The organism is Bartonella sp. AA89HNZF (genome assembly GCF_042196905.1).
Classification (GTDB): domain Bacteria; phylum Pseudomonadota; class Alphaproteobacteria; order Rhizobiales; family Rhizobiaceae; genus Bartonella.
The window spans coordinates 1-14215 of record NZ_JBHIRD010000003.1 but is presented as its reverse complement, the minus strand read 5'-3'; the positions used below and the strand labels follow the sequence as shown (position 1 = coordinate 14215).

Here is a 14215-nt window from a genome sequence, read left to right as displayed (position 1 = left end):
TACCTTCTAACCACTTCATATCATTCATATACCACCACCCTAAGAGATAATCCTTCATAAGGCGCACAAAAAGCTCTCCCTGAATATTTATCACACGATCAACCAAAAAACACCTTATGTGTAAAGTGTTACATGGGTGCTATAGGCACCTTCTTAAAAAAATAATATTTTTTACGCTACATCATGATAATGGCGAAATATGAATACTGTTTTAACCATCACGAATGACCACAATTTTTATCTATTTTTATCTATCATACTAACGAAATGTCCCCCTTCAGGACAAGCATACTGAAGTAACTCACACAACTTAAAAAAATACACGACCATCTTTGTTTATTTTTAGTTTTCTTTTTTATCAACCAAGTGTAAAAAGAATTGAAGAAGATATTTAAAAAAGCTTATCCGATAAATCTGTAAGATGAATCACATAAATGATTAAGCAGAAAAACTCTGAAAAACCAATCTGTTATCAGATTGGCGTTAAAAAGAAATCTCGTTTTTGTAAAGCAGAGAGAAAAGTAAAAGTTAAGATATTTTAGGCAATGTAAAAAGATATTCTTTTTAAAAGAAAGCAAACTATAAACAATGGAAGAAGTATTGTGTGTTCTAATCGCAATAAAGATGTACAACCCAATAAAAAAATTAAATCTCATAAAACTAAACAATGTGATCTGCTCATTGCAGGAGGGGCGGCTGTCGGTTTAGCCCTAGCGATAGCACTCAAGCAAACAGCCCCTAATCTGAAAATAAAAATCGTTGATGCTGCTCCACAAGGAGATACCCCTGCTTCTAACATACGAACCATTGCCCTTGCTGCTGCTTCTATTCGTATGTTAAAACAATTACAATGTTGGAAATCTGTAAAACCCTATGCGCAACCCATTCATTCAATGATCATCACAGATACAAGCACAAATGATCCGGTCAAACCCACTCTTTTAACCTTTGAAGGCGACATTAATCCCGGTGAGCCCTTTGCTGCCATGGTAGAGCATAGAGAACTCATCAATACTTTAAAAAAACGTGTCAAAGATCTCAATATCCCTGTTATTACAAACACACGTGTCATTGATTTTCATCAAGAAGACCAACATACAACCGTCACTTTAAATAATGAAGAGGTTTGGCAAACAAAATTGCTTATTGCAGCTGACGGAGCCCATTCGAAATTACGCCAAAAAGCAGGTCTTAAAAACTTTTCTCATCCCTATAAACAAACAGCAATCATCTGCACAGTTGAACATGAAAAACCCCATAATGGTCAAGCAATTCAACATTTTTTACCTGCCGGTCCTTTTGCTCTTCTCCCTCTTAAAGGCAACCGATCCGCCATTGTGTGGAATGAAGATCATAAAACTGCGCAATATTATCTCAAAGCGGATGCACTTATTTTTGAAACAGAACTCGAAAGACGTATTGGCCATCGATTAGGCAAACTCTCTTGGAATGGCGAACGTCAAGCTTTTCCTTTGAGCCTTTCTTTAACACGTCAATGCGTTAAACCACGTTTTGCTCTCGTTGGCGATGCCGCCCATACCATCCACCCCATTGCAGGACAAGGACTCAATTTAGGATTACGCGATAGTGCTGCGCTGGCTGAAGTGATTATTGAAACAGCACGACTAGGTCTTGACATTGGCTCTCTCACAGCTTTAGAGCGCTATCAAAGCTGGAGACGTTTTGAAATTGTCCGTATGGCTTTAAGCAATGATTGGCTTAATAAACTCTTTTCTAATGATAGCCTTCTTTTACGGATGCTCCGCGATACCGGCCTTGGAATCATTAATCAAGCGCCAAAAATAAAAAAATACTTCATTCAAGAAGCTGCCGGACTCACTCCAAATGCCCCACGTCTTCTACACGGCTTCCCACTTTAAGCGAAAATTCATACTATTTCACTTTTTTTACAACCTTTGCCTTCCTCCTTTAAAGAACAAAAAATTCCTATCTCATCCAATCTGTTTACAAACCGGATTCCTGTCGAGTAATTTTTTCTTGACTTCCTCCCCCCATATTTCACTCAACATAAGACTCGACAAGCAAGCTACATTCTAAGAATATTCACCATGCACTGAAAAAAACGTTTAATGTCTCAAAGAGGTTACCTTATATCACCACTTAAAAGAAGCCATTTCACAGCATAACAAAATAAACAAGACTTTTTAGTACACAACACTTTTATTTATAATAATAAATTCATTGTTCTCATATTGAGTGAAAAGTCTAAAGATCATAAAATACCCTTGTTTCAAATCTCTCTCATGTTGAAGCAATCAAAATCATTCGCTTGCACATCACAAGTGAGAGTATCGTATAAATAAAAACAATTAAACAAAGTAATACAAAGACTCCCTCTCTCAAGGACTAAGGACTTTAGCAACATTGGAGGCGAGTAAAGTGTATAATGGCACCGGCATACACTTTTTATCGAAGTAAAAATGGTGGTGTACAATGGATTTTATATGATCATAGGGACTTTTACGTTATACTATTCAAGAAAAGCGCCATAAAATAAGCTTAATTGCATTGAAAAATTTTTCTTTTAAAAAAGCACGTAAATTGGAAACATAAATGTATTCGGTTTGGGACATTCTGCTTCTCAGACAAACTCTTTAACTTATTGTGGAATGCCACACGACTTTAGAAAAAATATTCCAATATATAAAAAGTGTTCCGTACACTATACCGTCACACACAATTGTAAACCTGCATATCACCCCCTATTTCACACCATAAAAGAAGATAAACCGCAATAGAAATGATCCAATCCTTTTATTTTCAAATACGCTCTTTATTCATTATTCATAAACGCTCATAAATGAATTTTAATCACAAACGCTCAGAAATATGTCATAAATTCTATAAAACCCATAACAGCCATAAAAATTTTCCATTTTTCTACATACTCACTCATCTCAACTAAACGAACGATAAATAAAGTAAATGCCTCATATATAATCTTACAGAAAAAGACCAAACAAAATCTATAACATCAGGCTTGTTCTAAAAAACAGTATTTCAAAAATATAAGTATGCTAATTTATTAACATATTAATTGCTAAAATTATCATTTTACATATTGAGTTAAAATCCCTATGCAATAAATTATTGTCATTTCGACCATTTTTGTAAAGAATCAATAAAACTATAAAAAGAAGTAAAATATCCCGCTCTCTCAAATGCCAAAAGCAATTACAATATTCCTAATCTGGCATCATCATTATGCTTGCCAGATTATAATAAAAAGACTTTTTGCATTTAAATAAACTTTTTCACGCTCCCTATCATTGTATTTTGTAACTCAATACTTTAATATATTCGTTCAGTATGTTTATACAATCAAATTACCCAAAAAAGCATACTTCTTGCATTTACATTCCTTGGTATTCCCTTATCTTATAAATATCGCATACGTGTTACGTTACTTCGAGTTCATCAAGTGTATACCCATTCTCCAACCACTCTTTAATCCACTTAGGTCTACGTCCACGCCCATTCCATAATTCCCATTGGTTATTGGGATTTCTATAATGGCGCTCTTTGCTCACAAGATCAGCGATATCAATTCCATGGGCATTAGCAATTTCAAGAATTTTTCGTCGCGCATTTTGCTTTTCCTTTGCTTGCCGTTTTTTTAATTCCACATCGATTTGTGTACGCATCTCTTGTAGTTCATCAAAATTCATATTTTTGAGATCATTCACCTTAATTACTCCCCTTGCAAAAAAAGAATTTCTTTTTGTCATATTTTAAACACAATTATAGACAATTTCTGTCCATTTATTATCGAAATTAAAATTACGATACATATATCATTTTGACGGAGATGTGCTTTGAGCCACAAAGAACTGTTTATTGGTATATCAATTACCGCCACTGCATCTTTTTTCAGTTCAGTTGCTGGAACTACTAAATGCAGTGCTCAAACACCATCGCACCTCTCTGACTCTTATGAATCAGTAGTCAAAAGTAAATATAAATCGTCACTCTATAAGTTATGGCAATGCGCAACAAAGAACAAGCCCTCTCTGTATAATGATAGTGTAGTTCATTATGACAGGAAAACCTCCCCTCATACACAACGGCTTTTTACTTCGTATAAATTTTTTTTGAAAAGATTTTTGCAACTAGAGAATTATATAAAACAAGCAGCTTCAATACAGTATCAAAGATTATTATTTTTTAAAAGCAACGCCTTTCTTCGTGATTCCAATAATATTGGTTGGCGTAATGTGCTCTATTTTATTCCACACTTTTATCTTGTTAGTTGGATATTCGCATATATTAGAAATATTCTTAGAAGAGAACAAAGCAATAATCACAAGGAATATTCTAAGCTAAACAATCTCATTCTGCAAATTTATAAAATCAAAAGACAACGAGAAAAAGCACAACACAGAATTAGCATTTGTATTAATAAAATTCTTTATAATAAGGTGTATTGCTAATGATTGTTCCAGATTTCACATTTTTTGCTGCTGCATACATATCCAATACGCCTCCCATAACATTTTCAGTTATCGCCGAACAAGAAGCGCGGGACAATATCTATGTAACAGATGATAAAGATAACTTGTTCTATCAATCATCTCAGTTTAAGGAAACAATCGCAACAGTTAAACAGAGCGAACATAATTTTAACATAATTTTAGGGCAAATTGATGTTGGAAATGTGAAATTGTTTTCTCTTTTTGATGCGTTTGATTTTTGCAGAAATATTACAGCTGTACAAAGCGTTTTAACTTACTGCTATGAACAAACAACATCAAAGTGCATCTTTGAAAAAGCGACTTTGCAGTCTGTGCTGAATTTTTACAATACAGAAAACTCAAACCATACCCGTATGCAAAAAATTACTTCATATATTGGAGTAAAAGCTGCTGTACGAGGAAATGAAGGCTTGCACGAGCCTATAAAGCTTAAAAAAGAAGAACCAGAACAGACAACTAAAGTAGATTCTCTTCCTCTCTCTTCAAAAGGAGAGGAAGATGCATTTACACATAAAGAAAGTAGCGCCCACGATGCTTTTTCAGCTGAAGATTTTTCTTCATCGAGAAGATCGCTGAGTGATGACTGATATTTTCACGAAACCCCAGAATTTTGATAGGATATTATAATGAAAAGTAGATAAGAAAATGTTAAAGCTCTAATTAGTAAGATTGAACAAAATCTCTTCTAATTGAGGGCAAAGATAATGAAAATGATAGAACAAAACAGCGTTGATATAGCATTTAGTCAAAAAGCAGCACGTGAGATTACAGTCGTGATGCTTTCAGAAAGAGAATGGTATTTCACGTTTATTTCCGATGATCCAATCACCGGAAAGCCAAATAAATATACGTTACTTACACAAAGAGGAAAACTAAGAACTTGGGCTGATCCAAAATATCTTTTTAAGTTTCTTCATGAACGAGGGGTCATTTGTGGGAGTTTTAATCTTAATCAGGATAAAGAACATGAAACAATTAAATATTCTTCACACAACAGCTCGTAATAAAATTGCTGCATTGTCTGCAGCTTTAACTGTATTTTTTATGACCAATTCCACATATGCCCAAGCAGCGGTTTTAGATCCTGCAAAAAAGGCTTTAGAGGGACTCCAAACAGATTTAAAAACGATTATCCCTATCGCTGCTGCAGTTATACTTTTATGCTTAGCAATTGGTTATGCAGGACGCTACATCGGAAAAGACACATTTGTACGGTGGGCAATCGGTGTCGTTATCGCGGGTTCAGCAGCTGAACTAGCAAATTTATTATTTAAGCCTACCTGATAAATCCATTAAACACGAAGTATTTCTTTCATGAAAAAAGAATTTTAGACTTTAATACTTTTATCCCACATCAATTCAATGAAATTATCCCTATTTCATGGAAAAACTACTTGCGCCAAATACAATTTTATAAGGTTGAACGATATGAAAAAATTAATCAATTTTCAATTGAACGATAATAACAAAATTACAGCAACCTCTGCAGTTTTAACTGTATTTTTTATGAACAATCCCGTATGGGCTCAAGCAGCACAAGGTTTGAAAAACGCAGATACAGCTTTAAACGCGCTCCAAAAAGACTTGAAAGAAATTATTCCTATCGCTGCAGCCGTGATACTTTTGTGCTTAGCAATTGCTTATGCAGGGCGCTATATCGGAAGAGATACATTTGTACGATGGGCAATTGGTGTCGTTATCGCTGGTTCAGCAACTGAACTTGCTGGTTTATTATTTAAACCTAACTGATAAATCTTATTAAACACTAAGTGTGTCTATTATAAAAAGAAACTTAGATTTCTGTATTTTTATTTAGTGAAATAACAAACTATATCAAAAAAGAACTTATTTATACCAACTGTAATCTAAATTGGAATAAACAATATGAAACAATTAAAAACTCTTCAAACAATAATTTGGAATAAAGCTACTAAAACCTTTGCAGCTTTAACTGTATTTTTCATGTCCAATCCTGTTTTAGCCCAAGCAGTAGTTCTACAGCCTGCAAATAACGCTTTAACTGCACTCCAAACAGACTTAAAAACGCTTATCCCTATTGCTGCTGCCGTTATACTTTTATGTTTAGCAATTGGTTATGCAGGGCGTTACATCGGAAAAGATACATTTGTAAGATGGGGGATCGGAGTCGTTATCGCGGGTTCAGCAGCTGAACTTGCAAATATGTTATTCAAAAGCGCGTAATAAAAATGACTATTAAAGTCATGCTGTGTAAAATATCTTTTTATCCTAAAACGAAATCTAAATTGAGATAAACAATATGAAACAATCAAAAGTTCTTCAAACAATAATTCGGAATAAAGCGACTAAAACCTCTGCAGCTTTAACTGTATTTTTCATGTCCAATCCTGTGTACGCTCAACAATTAACAACTGCAAAAGGTGCTTTAGAAAAACTCCGTGATGACTTAAAGTTGCTTATCCCTCTCGCTGCTGCTGTTATACTATTATGCTTAGCAATTGGTTATGCAGGACGCTACATCGGAAAAGACACATTTGTACGGTGGGCAATTGGTGTCGTTATCGCGGGTTCAGCAGCTGAACTTGCTGGTTTATTATTTAAACCTAACTGATAAATCTTTTGGAATAAGAAATATTTTTTGTAAAAGAAACTTTGGATTTCAATGCTTTCATTATACATCAATGAAATTGTTTCTTATTTCGTAGAAAAAATATTTATGATAAATCAATGAAGCTAAATATGAGAAAATTAACTAATTTCCAGAAAAATAATAATGAAATTATAACAATTTCTGCTGCTTTAACTGTACTTTTTATTAGCAATCCTGCATATGCAGTGCAATTAAAAAATGCAAAAAAAGCTCTAGACACTTTGCAAGATGATCTTGTTAAAAATATTATTCCTATTGCTGCTGCTGTTATACTTTTATGCCTAGCCATTCTCTATGCAGGGCGTTACATCGAAAAGGATACATTTATACGATGGGCAATCGGCGTTGTCATCGCTGGCTCAGCAACCCAGCTTGCTCAACTGTTATTCAAAGGTGCAGTTAGTTAAAATTAAAGATGACAACTATAATACAAAATGTTATTTAAAGTCTTAATGAGAGAAATATGCGAAAATTAATTAACCTCCAGCCAAAAAGTAACAACAAAGTTGCAGCAATTTCTGCTGCTGTAACTATATTTTTTATGAGAAATCCTGCATGTGCAGCAATAGAACCTGCAAACAAAGCTTTAACAGCTCTACAAACAGATCTTACTACTAATATTATTCCTGTTGCTGCTGCTGTTATACTTTTATGCCTAGCCATTCTCTATGCAGGGCGTTACATCGAAAAGGATACATTTATACGATGGGCAATCGGCGTTGTTATCGCTGGCTCAGCAACCCAACTTGCGAACTTGTTATTTAAAGGTGCAGTTAATTAAAGTTTAAAGATGAAAACTATAATACAAAATGTTGTCTATAATCTTAGTGAGAGAAATATGCAGAAATTAATTAGTTTCCAATCAAAGAACAATAAAAAAATCATCACACTTTCTGCGGCTATAACTGTATTTTTTATAACACATCCCGTATGGGCCCAAGCAAAAGGTTTAGCTCCTGCAAAAACAGCTTTAGAAGAACTCCAAAAAGATCTTAATACTAATATTATTCCTGTCGCTGCTGCTGTTATACTTTTATGCTTAGCAATTGGTTATGCGGGACGCTACATCGGAAAAGATACATTTGTACGGTGGGCGATCGGCGTTGTCATCGCTGGCTCAGCAACCCAGCTTGCTCAGCTATTATTCAAAGGTGCAGTTAGTTAAAATTAAAGATGACAACTATAATACAAAATGTTATTTAAAGTCTTAATGAGAGAAATATGCGAAAATTAATTAGTTTCCAATCAAAGAACAATAACAAAATTATTACACTTTCTACGGCTATAACTGTATTTTTTATAACACATCCCGTATGGGCCCAAGTACAAGGTTTAGCTCCTGCAAAAACAGCTTTAGAAGAACTCCAAAAAGATCTTAATGCTAATATTATTCCTGTCGCTGCTGCTGTTATACTTTTATGCTTAGCAATTGGTTACGCAGGCCGCTACATAGAAAAGGATACATTTGTACGCTGGGCGATTGGCGTTGTCATCGCTGGCTCAGCAACCCAACTTGCGAGCCTGTTATTCAAGGGGCAAGCGTAAGTCTATATAACGCATAATATTTTTATCATAAGGTTTTATATCTAATTATTATACACATATGAGAATCTCATATATTTTATAATAATAAATACAAAGTATTAATAAGAGCATTAATTAAGAGTAAAATATGAAAAAATTAATTGATTTCCGATTAAAAAATAACAACAGAATCACAGCAATTTCTTTGGCTATAAGTGTATTTTTTATAGTACATCCTGCGTATGCAAAACTAAAAGCTGAAGATGCTTTAAAAACTCTGCAAACAGATCTTACTACTAATATTATTCCTGTTGCTGCTGCCGTTATTCTTTTATGCTTAGCAATTGGTTATGCTGGACGCTACATCGGAAAAGATACATTTGTACGGTGGGCGATTGGCGTTGTCGTCGCTGGCTCAGCAACCCAACTTGCGAGCCTGTTATTCAAGGGGCAGGTGTGAGTCTTTATAATACATAATGTTTATAATGTGAGAGTTTATGTTTGATAAATTTAAACATATTATGTGATATTTCGTTTATATTCAGAATATACAAAGTATTGATAAGAGTAAAATATGAAAAAATTAATTAATCTCAAATTAAAAAATAATAACAAAATTATCGTAATTTCTGCAGCTCTAAGTGCCTTTTTTATAATGAATCCTGCATATGCAAATGTAAAATTAGATCCTGCAAAAAAGGCGTTAGATGCACTCCAAAATGACTTAAAAACGATTATCCCTCTCGCCGCTGCTGTTATACTTTTGTGTTTAGCAATTGCTTATGCAGGGCGCTACATTGGAAAAGATACGTTTGTACGATGGGCGATCGGCGTTGTCATCGCTGGCTCAGCAACACAGCTTTCTACACTGTTATTTACAGGTAACTAATGAACTGATATAATCCATAATGTTTTTAAATTAAGAGTTTATATTTTCTAATTGTAATATATAAAGATAGTAATTTGTTTATTTTAAAAAATATAAAATATTCATGAAAGTAAGATATGCGAAACTTAATTAATGTCCAAACACAAAATAACAACAGAATCATAGTAATTTCTGCAGCTATAATTGCATTTTTTATAACACAGTCTGCATATGCAAATGCAAAATTAGCTCCTGCTGAAAAAGCTTTAAGTGCTCTAAAAACAGATCTTATTGATCACATTATTCCTGTTGCTGCTGCCGTGATACTTTTGTGCTTAGCAATTGGTTACGCAGGCCGCTACATAGGAAAAGATACGTTTGTACGGTGGGCAATCGGCGTTGTCATTGCTGGCTCGGCAACCCAACTTGCTAAATTGCTATTTACAGGTCAAGCATAAATTAGTATAATACGTAATGTTTTTAATGTTCGTTGATTATAGATTTTTACCAGTAATAATATCGCTCACACTACGAAAAAAGGAATATTATTTATAGCAACTTTAATTAAAAGGGGATAAAAGATATGAAACAGTTAAATACACTTCAATCAAAAATATGTAAGATTAGTGATATTTTTATAACTTTTATTATGTTATTAATAACTCAATCTGCATATGCTCAGACGGAAACAAAGAGTCTAGATGTTTTCATAGGGATGCAATATGGATTAAGTATAATTATTCCTATCGTTGCTGCTATCATGCTTTTATTACTTTTGCTTATTTATATATTTCGCATTATCGCAAAAGCTACATTTATGCGATGGGCATTCAGTGTCATTATTGCTGGTGCAGCTTTTTATATCAGCCACATATTATTTCACCTCCAGTGACGAGAACATTTCATGAAATCGCAAGAAAAAAAAGAATTCCCCCTATTCAAGGGAGCAACACGTGTTCCAACGATATGGGGTGTCCCCATGATGCCATTTATCATTATGGTTATGGGGGTTGCTGTTATTGCTATGACAGTAAGTATCTTTTTGTGGATTATAGCACCTCCATTATGGTTTATTATGGTGCAAATTACTAAAAACGATGATAAGGCGTTTCGTATCTGGTGGTTATGGATCGATACTAAATTTCGCAATCGCAACAAAAGTTTTTGGGGCGCATCAAGTTATAGTCCCTCTGATTATAGTAAAAGGAGATAAACATGACAGCTGTTGAAAGCAGCAAACGCCTTGCATCAGAGGCACCTGTAAGCCTGTTTCTGCCTTATTCACATCATATTACAGATACGATTATTTCTACTAAAAATGCGGAATATTTGTCAATTTGGAAAATTGACGGGCGTTCGCATCAAAGCGCTTCAGAAGAAGATATTTTTCAATGGATAAAAGAGCTTAACAATACTCTACGGGGGCTTGCATCGGCCAATTTATCATTTTGGGCACATATTGTGCGCCGCCGTGTTTATGAATATCCTGATTCAACATTTGATCAAATGTTTTGCTATCAGCTTGATGAAAAATATCGACAAAGCTTTACTGGTTATAATTTGATGGTCAATGATTTATATCTGACTGTCATTTTTCAACCGATAGCGGATAAAATTATGTCGTTCTTTTCTAAGCATGAACGTGAAACGCTTGATCAAAAAAAGATGCGACAAGACACATGTATAAAAGAACTCAATGACATCAATCGTACTTTAGGTCAATCTTTAAACCGTTACGGTGCAGAACTTCTTGGTGCTTATGAAAAAAATGGGCATGCTTATTCTTCTGCACTTGAATTCCTTGGAATGCTTGTCAATGGTGAATATCGCCCTATGCCAATTTGCCATGACCGTTTTGCTGACTATATGTCTGTCAATCGACCTTTTTTCTCAAAATGGGGCGCTCTTGGTGAACTGCGAACAACCAGTGGAATGCGTCGATTTGGAATGCTGGAAATTAAAGAATATGATGCAACAACCAAACCAGGACAATTGAATGTTTTGTTGGAAAGTGACTTCGAGTTCGTATTGACGCAGAGCTTTTCAGTTCTCTCCCGACATGCTGCTAAAGATTATTTACAACGGCATCAGCGTAATCTGATTGATGCACGAGATGTGGCAACGAGCCAAATTGAACAAATTGACGAAGCACTAAACCAGCTTATCAGTGGGCATTTTGTCATGGGAGAACATCACTGCACATTGACGATCTATGGTGATACAATTCAACAAGTTCGCGACCATATGGCCAAAGCAAGTGCAGCATTACTAGACGTTGCGGTACTGCCCAAACCTGTAGACTTAGCAATAGAGGCTGGCTATTGGGCACAACTTCCTGGCAATTGGAAATGGAGACCGCGTCCTGCTCCGATTACATCATTGAACTTTTTATCATTTTCATCTTTTCATAATTTTATGTCAGGAAAACCCACTGGCAACCCATGGGGACCAGCCGTCACAATTCTTAAAACAACCAGTAAAACGCCGCTTTATTTCAATTTTCATGCCTCCAAACTTGAAGAGGACTCGACAGATAAACGTTTACTTGGTAATACCGCGCTTATCGGACAATCTGGTTCGGGTAAAACCGTGTTACTCGGCTTTTTGTTAGCACAAGCACAAAAATTTAAGCCGACAACTGTTGTTTTTGATAAAGATCGTGGTATGGAAATTGCCATTCGGGCGATGGGTGGAAAATATTTAACATTCAAGCCAGGCAGAAAAAGTGGTTTCAATCCTTTCCAACTCCCACCCACACAAGAAAATCTTATTTTTCTGAAACAATTTGTTAAAAAATTGGCAGAAGCTGGTGGTGAAGTCACGCATCACGACGAAGAAGAAATTAACAAAGCAGTTATGTCTGTTATGAGTGCTAACATTGACCGATCACTCCGTCGTTTGTCCTTTCTAGTACAATTTTTACCAAATCCACGTTTAAGTGATTATAATGCTCACCCATCTGTTCATGCTCGCTTACTAAAATGGTGTGAAGGTGGTGATTATGGGTGGTTGTTTGATAATCCCCATGATGCTCTTGATCTCTCAACACATCAAATTTACGGCTTTGATATCACGGAATTCTTAGATAATTTTGAAACTCGCACTCCAGTGATGATGTATTTGCTTTACCGCACAGAAGGCATGATTAGCGGACAGCGATTTATGTATATCTTTGACGAGTTTTGGAAGCCTTTGCAAGATCCGTACTTTGAAGATTTAGCGAAAAATAAACAAAAGACTATCCGTAAACAAAATGGTATTTTTGTTTATGCAACACAAGAGCCTAGCGATGCCTTGGAAAGTAATATTGCCAAAACACTCATTCAACAGTGTGCAACTTACATTTTTCTAGCCAATCCCAAAGCAAATTATGAAGATTATACTAAAGGCTTTAAACTAACAGATGCCGAATTTGAACTCGTTAAAGGACTTGGTGAGTTTAGTCGCCAATTCCTCATTAAGCAGGGTGATCAATCTGCGCTTGCAGAACTGAATCTTGGTAAATTCCATCTGACACGCGATGGAAAAACCATCGAACACGATTTTAGTGACGAGCTCTTGGTGTTATCAGGAACGCCTGATAACGCAGAGTTAGCCGAAAGCATTATCGCAGAAGTTGGTGATGATCCAGCAATATGGTTGCCAATTTTCTTACAGCACGCAAAAAATGACAGGAGGGAAACATGAAAAAAAAGGTCATTTCAATAGTAGTTGTAATAACTTTAGGGATTTCAAACCCAGCGATGGCTTGGGTTTGGGGCGCTGGGGCGGCGGATTTGGGAGCATCAGTCCCAACGACGTGGCCCAATTTTTTTGGAAAGTCATCTTCAAATAGATCAAAGCCTAAAAAAACTCCACAGCAAAAGAAAGCGCCACCTGATGCCCAACTTCTCGATATGCTAAAAAAACAACTTGAGGAAACAAAAAAGATACACGAATCTATAACGGGAAGCCAAAAATTCGACACTAAAAAGCTTAAAAATGTACAAACAGATCACAGTAGCTTTTTTCTCAAAAATCCAGAGAATCTCTACAATAGAAATAAAACTTCTGCTCTATCTACATCACTTGAAAATATTTTAAAAGAAGAAGAAATTCCTGTCACTATCCATGAATCTAGCAGTTTTATCAACAAGCGCATCCAATATGCAGCCATCACTGATAAAGCCGTAAGTTTAAAAACTTTTCAAGAAGCAAACAATCGTTTTCAGCAAATTGAAGAACTATTAAAAGAAATCACGACAACAAAAGATCTAAAAAGTATTGCCGAGTTACAAGCACATATAGTTGGAATGCTTGCTATGCTACAAAATGAAACAGCAAAACTACAAATGGTTACACATTTACGCAATGCTGAACATACACTTATCAAACAACAGAAAGATAAGCATAACATAAAAATTTTGAATAGTAAAAACACGAAAATGCCTACCATAAGATTTATTAGGTAAAGCTTTTATAATAACATTTTGTATATTATTTCCCTGTATGCTCGTAAAAAGAAAACGTTAATGCGTAATACTCAATTCTCTCTCATAGATCGAAAAGGTCTACGAAGTTTCATTTTATCCTTAAAAAGTTCAACGAAAAATGCTTAAAAATCATATAAAAAGTTGAAAATTCGTTAAAGAGGAATTCCATGGACTTTACAGTGTTCACGCAACTTTTCAATAAAATTGATCAGATAACAAAAACATATGT

19 protein-coding genes are annotated in these 14215 nt (G+C 35.1%); 18 read left to right on the top strand and 1 reads right to left on the bottom strand.

Translation table 11 applies throughout. From position 1 onward, the window contains the following. The first annotated feature begins 602 nt into the window (after positions 1-602). Complete coding sequence (locus ACFIN0_RS02190; RefSeq protein ID WP_375610322.1) at positions 603-1880, top strand: ubiquinone biosynthesis hydroxylase; 1278 nt, start codon at positions 603-605, stop codon at positions 1878-1880. Between the two features lie 1539 nt (positions 1881-3419). Here ACFIN0_RS02190 and ACFIN0_RS02185 read toward each other — a convergent pair. Next, positions 3420-3707 (bottom strand): H-NS family nucleoid-associated regulatory protein, encoded by a 288-nt coding sequence (locus ACFIN0_RS02185; protein ID WP_015857007.1) that lies wholly within the window; start codon positions 3705-3707, stop codon positions 3420-3422. Positions 3708-4450: 743 nt separating this feature from the next. On the opposite strand from ACFIN0_RS02185, the gene ACFIN0_RS02180 reads away from it, so the two are divergent. The 17 genes from ACFIN0_RS02180 to ACFIN0_RS02100 all read left to right on the top strand — a co-directional run bounded on the left by ACFIN0_RS02180 (position 4451) and on the right by ACFIN0_RS02100 (position 13965). Next, the gene (locus ACFIN0_RS02180; protein WP_375701814.1) at positions 4451-5080 is read left to right on the top strand and encodes a TrwN protein; all 630 of its coding nucleotides are present in this window, start codon (positions 4451-4453) and stop codon (positions 5078-5080) included. Between the two features lie 117 nt (positions 5081-5197). Continuing rightward, entirely contained in the window at positions 5198-5497 is a 300-nt protein-coding gene (gene korA / locus ACFIN0_RS02175) for a KorA family transcriptional regulator (RefSeq protein WP_015857010.1), read from the top strand. Next, positions 5460-5777 (top strand): VirB2 family type IV secretion system major pilin TrwL, encoded by a 318-nt coding sequence (gene trwL / locus ACFIN0_RS02170; protein WP_375701813.1) that lies wholly within the window; start codon positions 5460-5462, stop codon positions 5775-5777. Before korA ends, trwL (ACFIN0_RS02170) begins: the two co-directional genes overlap by 38 nt. A 144-nt stretch (positions 5778-5921) precedes the next feature. Beyond that, positions 5922-6242: a VirB2 family type IV secretion system major pilin TrwL gene (gene trwL / locus ACFIN0_RS02165; RefSeq protein ID WP_375649716.1), complete on the top strand. Its 321-nt coding sequence runs from the start codon at positions 5922-5924 to the stop codon at positions 6240-6242. A 135-nt stretch (positions 6243-6377) separates the two neighbouring features. Beyond that, positions 6378-6695, top strand: coding sequence for a VirB2 family type IV secretion system major pilin TrwL (trwL, locus tag ACFIN0_RS02160; protein WP_375615008.1), 318 nt, complete (start codon positions 6378-6380; stop codon positions 6693-6695). Between the two features lie 76 nt (positions 6696-6771). Beyond that, positions 6772-7083, top strand: coding sequence for a VirB2 family type IV secretion system major pilin TrwL (gene trwL / locus ACFIN0_RS02155; protein WP_375615007.1), 312 nt, complete (start codon positions 6772-6774; stop codon positions 7081-7083). Between the two features lie 128 nt (positions 7084-7211). Then, positions 7212-7529, top strand: coding sequence for a VirB2 family type IV secretion system major pilin TrwL (trwL, locus tag ACFIN0_RS02150; protein ID WP_375612572.1), 318 nt, complete (start codon positions 7212-7214; stop codon positions 7527-7529). 56 nt (positions 7530-7585) lie between these two features. Then, complete coding sequence (gene trwL / locus ACFIN0_RS02145) at positions 7586-7903, top strand: VirB2 family type IV secretion system major pilin TrwL (RefSeq protein ID WP_375612571.1); 318 nt, start codon at positions 7586-7588, stop codon at positions 7901-7903. A 57-nt stretch (positions 7904-7960) separates the two neighbouring features. Further along, a complete protein-coding gene (trwL, locus tag ACFIN0_RS02140) occupies positions 7961-8287 on the top strand; it encodes a VirB2 family type IV secretion system major pilin TrwL (RefSeq protein ID WP_375612570.1) in 327 nt (108 codons plus the stop codon). Positions 8288-8343: 56 nt separating this feature from the next. Further along, the gene (gene trwL, locus ACFIN0_RS02135) at positions 8344-8667 is read left to right on the top strand and encodes a VirB2 family type IV secretion system major pilin TrwL (RefSeq protein WP_375612569.1); all 324 of its coding nucleotides are present in this window, start codon (positions 8344-8346) and stop codon (positions 8665-8667) included. Positions 8668-8794: 127 nt separating this feature from the next. Beyond that, complete coding sequence (trwL, locus tag ACFIN0_RS02130) at positions 8795-9106, top strand: VirB2 family type IV secretion system major pilin TrwL (protein ID WP_375615004.1); 312 nt, start codon at positions 8795-8797, stop codon at positions 9104-9106. 114 nt (positions 9107-9220) lie between these two features. After that, the gene (gene trwL / locus ACFIN0_RS02125) at positions 9221-9535 is read left to right on the top strand and encodes a VirB2 family type IV secretion system major pilin TrwL (protein ID WP_375615003.1); all 315 of its coding nucleotides are present in this window, start codon (positions 9221-9223) and stop codon (positions 9533-9535) included. Between the two features lie 116 nt (positions 9536-9651). Then, entirely contained in the window at positions 9652-9972 is a 321-nt protein-coding gene (gene trwL / locus ACFIN0_RS02120; RefSeq protein WP_375701812.1) for a VirB2 family type IV secretion system major pilin TrwL, read from the top strand. 125 nt (positions 9973-10097) lie between these two features. After that, a complete protein-coding gene (locus tag ACFIN0_RS02115; protein WP_375649698.1) occupies positions 10098-10406 on the top strand; it encodes a conjugal transfer protein in 309 nt (102 codons plus the stop codon). Between the two features lie 12 nt (positions 10407-10418). After that, positions 10419-10727 (top strand): type IV secretion system protein VirB3, encoded by a 309-nt coding sequence (locus ACFIN0_RS02110; RefSeq protein WP_375610334.1) that lies wholly within the window; start codon positions 10419-10421, stop codon positions 10725-10727. A gap of 2 nt (positions 10728-10729) precedes the next feature. Then, positions 10730-13201: a VirB4 family type IV secretion/conjugal transfer ATPase gene (locus tag ACFIN0_RS02105; protein WP_375610335.1), complete on the top strand. Its 2472-nt coding sequence runs from the start codon at positions 10730-10732 to the stop codon at positions 13199-13201. Beyond that, entirely contained in the window at positions 13198-13965 is a 768-nt protein-coding gene (locus tag ACFIN0_RS02100; protein WP_375701811.1) for a type IV secretion system protein, read from the top strand. The genes ACFIN0_RS02105 and ACFIN0_RS02100 overlap by 4 nt, the downstream gene beginning before the upstream one ends. Positions 13966-14215: the final 250 nt, after the last annotated feature.

Excerpts from the sequence above, each read along its gene's own strand:
- ACFIN0_RS02180 (WP_375701814.1), top strand. The coding sequence starts at position 4,451 with ATGATTGTTCCAGATTTCACATTTTTTGCTGCTGCATACATATCCAAT.
- korA (WP_015857010.1), top strand. The coding sequence starts at position 5,198 with ATGAAAATGATAGAACAAAACAGCGTTGATATAGCATTTAGTCAAAAA.
- trwL (WP_375701813.1), top strand. The coding sequence starts at position 5,460 with ATGAAACAATTAAATATTCTTCACACAACAGCTCGTAATAAAATTGCT.
- trwL (WP_375649716.1), top strand. The coding sequence starts at position 5,922 with ATGAAAAAATTAATCAATTTTCAATTGAACGATAATAACAAAATTACA.
- trwL (WP_375615008.1), top strand. The coding sequence starts at position 6,378 with ATGAAACAATTAAAAACTCTTCAAACAATAATTTGGAATAAAGCTACT.
- trwL (WP_375615007.1), top strand. The coding sequence starts at position 6,772 with ATGAAACAATCAAAAGTTCTTCAAACAATAATTCGGAATAAAGCGACT.
- trwL (WP_375612572.1), top strand. The coding sequence starts at position 7,212 with ATGAGAAAATTAACTAATTTCCAGAAAAATAATAATGAAATTATAACA.
- trwL (WP_375612571.1), top strand. The coding sequence starts at position 7,586 with ATGCGAAAATTAATTAACCTCCAGCCAAAAAGTAACAACAAAGTTGCA.
- trwL (WP_375612570.1), top strand. The coding sequence starts at position 7,961 with ATGCAGAAATTAATTAGTTTCCAATCAAAGAACAATAAAAAAATCATC.
- trwL (WP_375612569.1), top strand. The coding sequence starts at position 8,344 with ATGCGAAAATTAATTAGTTTCCAATCAAAGAACAATAACAAAATTATT.
- trwL (WP_375615004.1), top strand. The coding sequence starts at position 8,795 with ATGAAAAAATTAATTGATTTCCGATTAAAAAATAACAACAGAATCACA.
- trwL (WP_375615003.1), top strand. The coding sequence starts at position 9,221 with ATGAAAAAATTAATTAATCTCAAATTAAAAAATAATAACAAAATTATC.
- trwL (WP_375701812.1), top strand. The coding sequence starts at position 9,652 with ATGCGAAACTTAATTAATGTCCAAACACAAAATAACAACAGAATCATA.
- ACFIN0_RS02115 (WP_375649698.1), top strand. The coding sequence starts at position 10,098 with ATGAAACAGTTAAATACACTTCAATCAAAAATATGTAAGATTAGTGAT.
- ACFIN0_RS02110 (WP_375610334.1), top strand. The coding sequence starts at position 10,419 with ATGAAATCGCAAGAAAAAAAAGAATTCCCCCTATTCAAGGGAGCAACA.
- ACFIN0_RS02105 (WP_375610335.1), top strand. The coding sequence starts at position 10,730 with ATGACAGCTGTTGAAAGCAGCAAACGCCTTGCATCAGAGGCACCTGTA.
- ACFIN0_RS02100 (WP_375701811.1), top strand. The coding sequence starts at position 13,198 with ATGAAAAAAAAGGTCATTTCAATAGTAGTTGTAATAACTTTAGGGATT.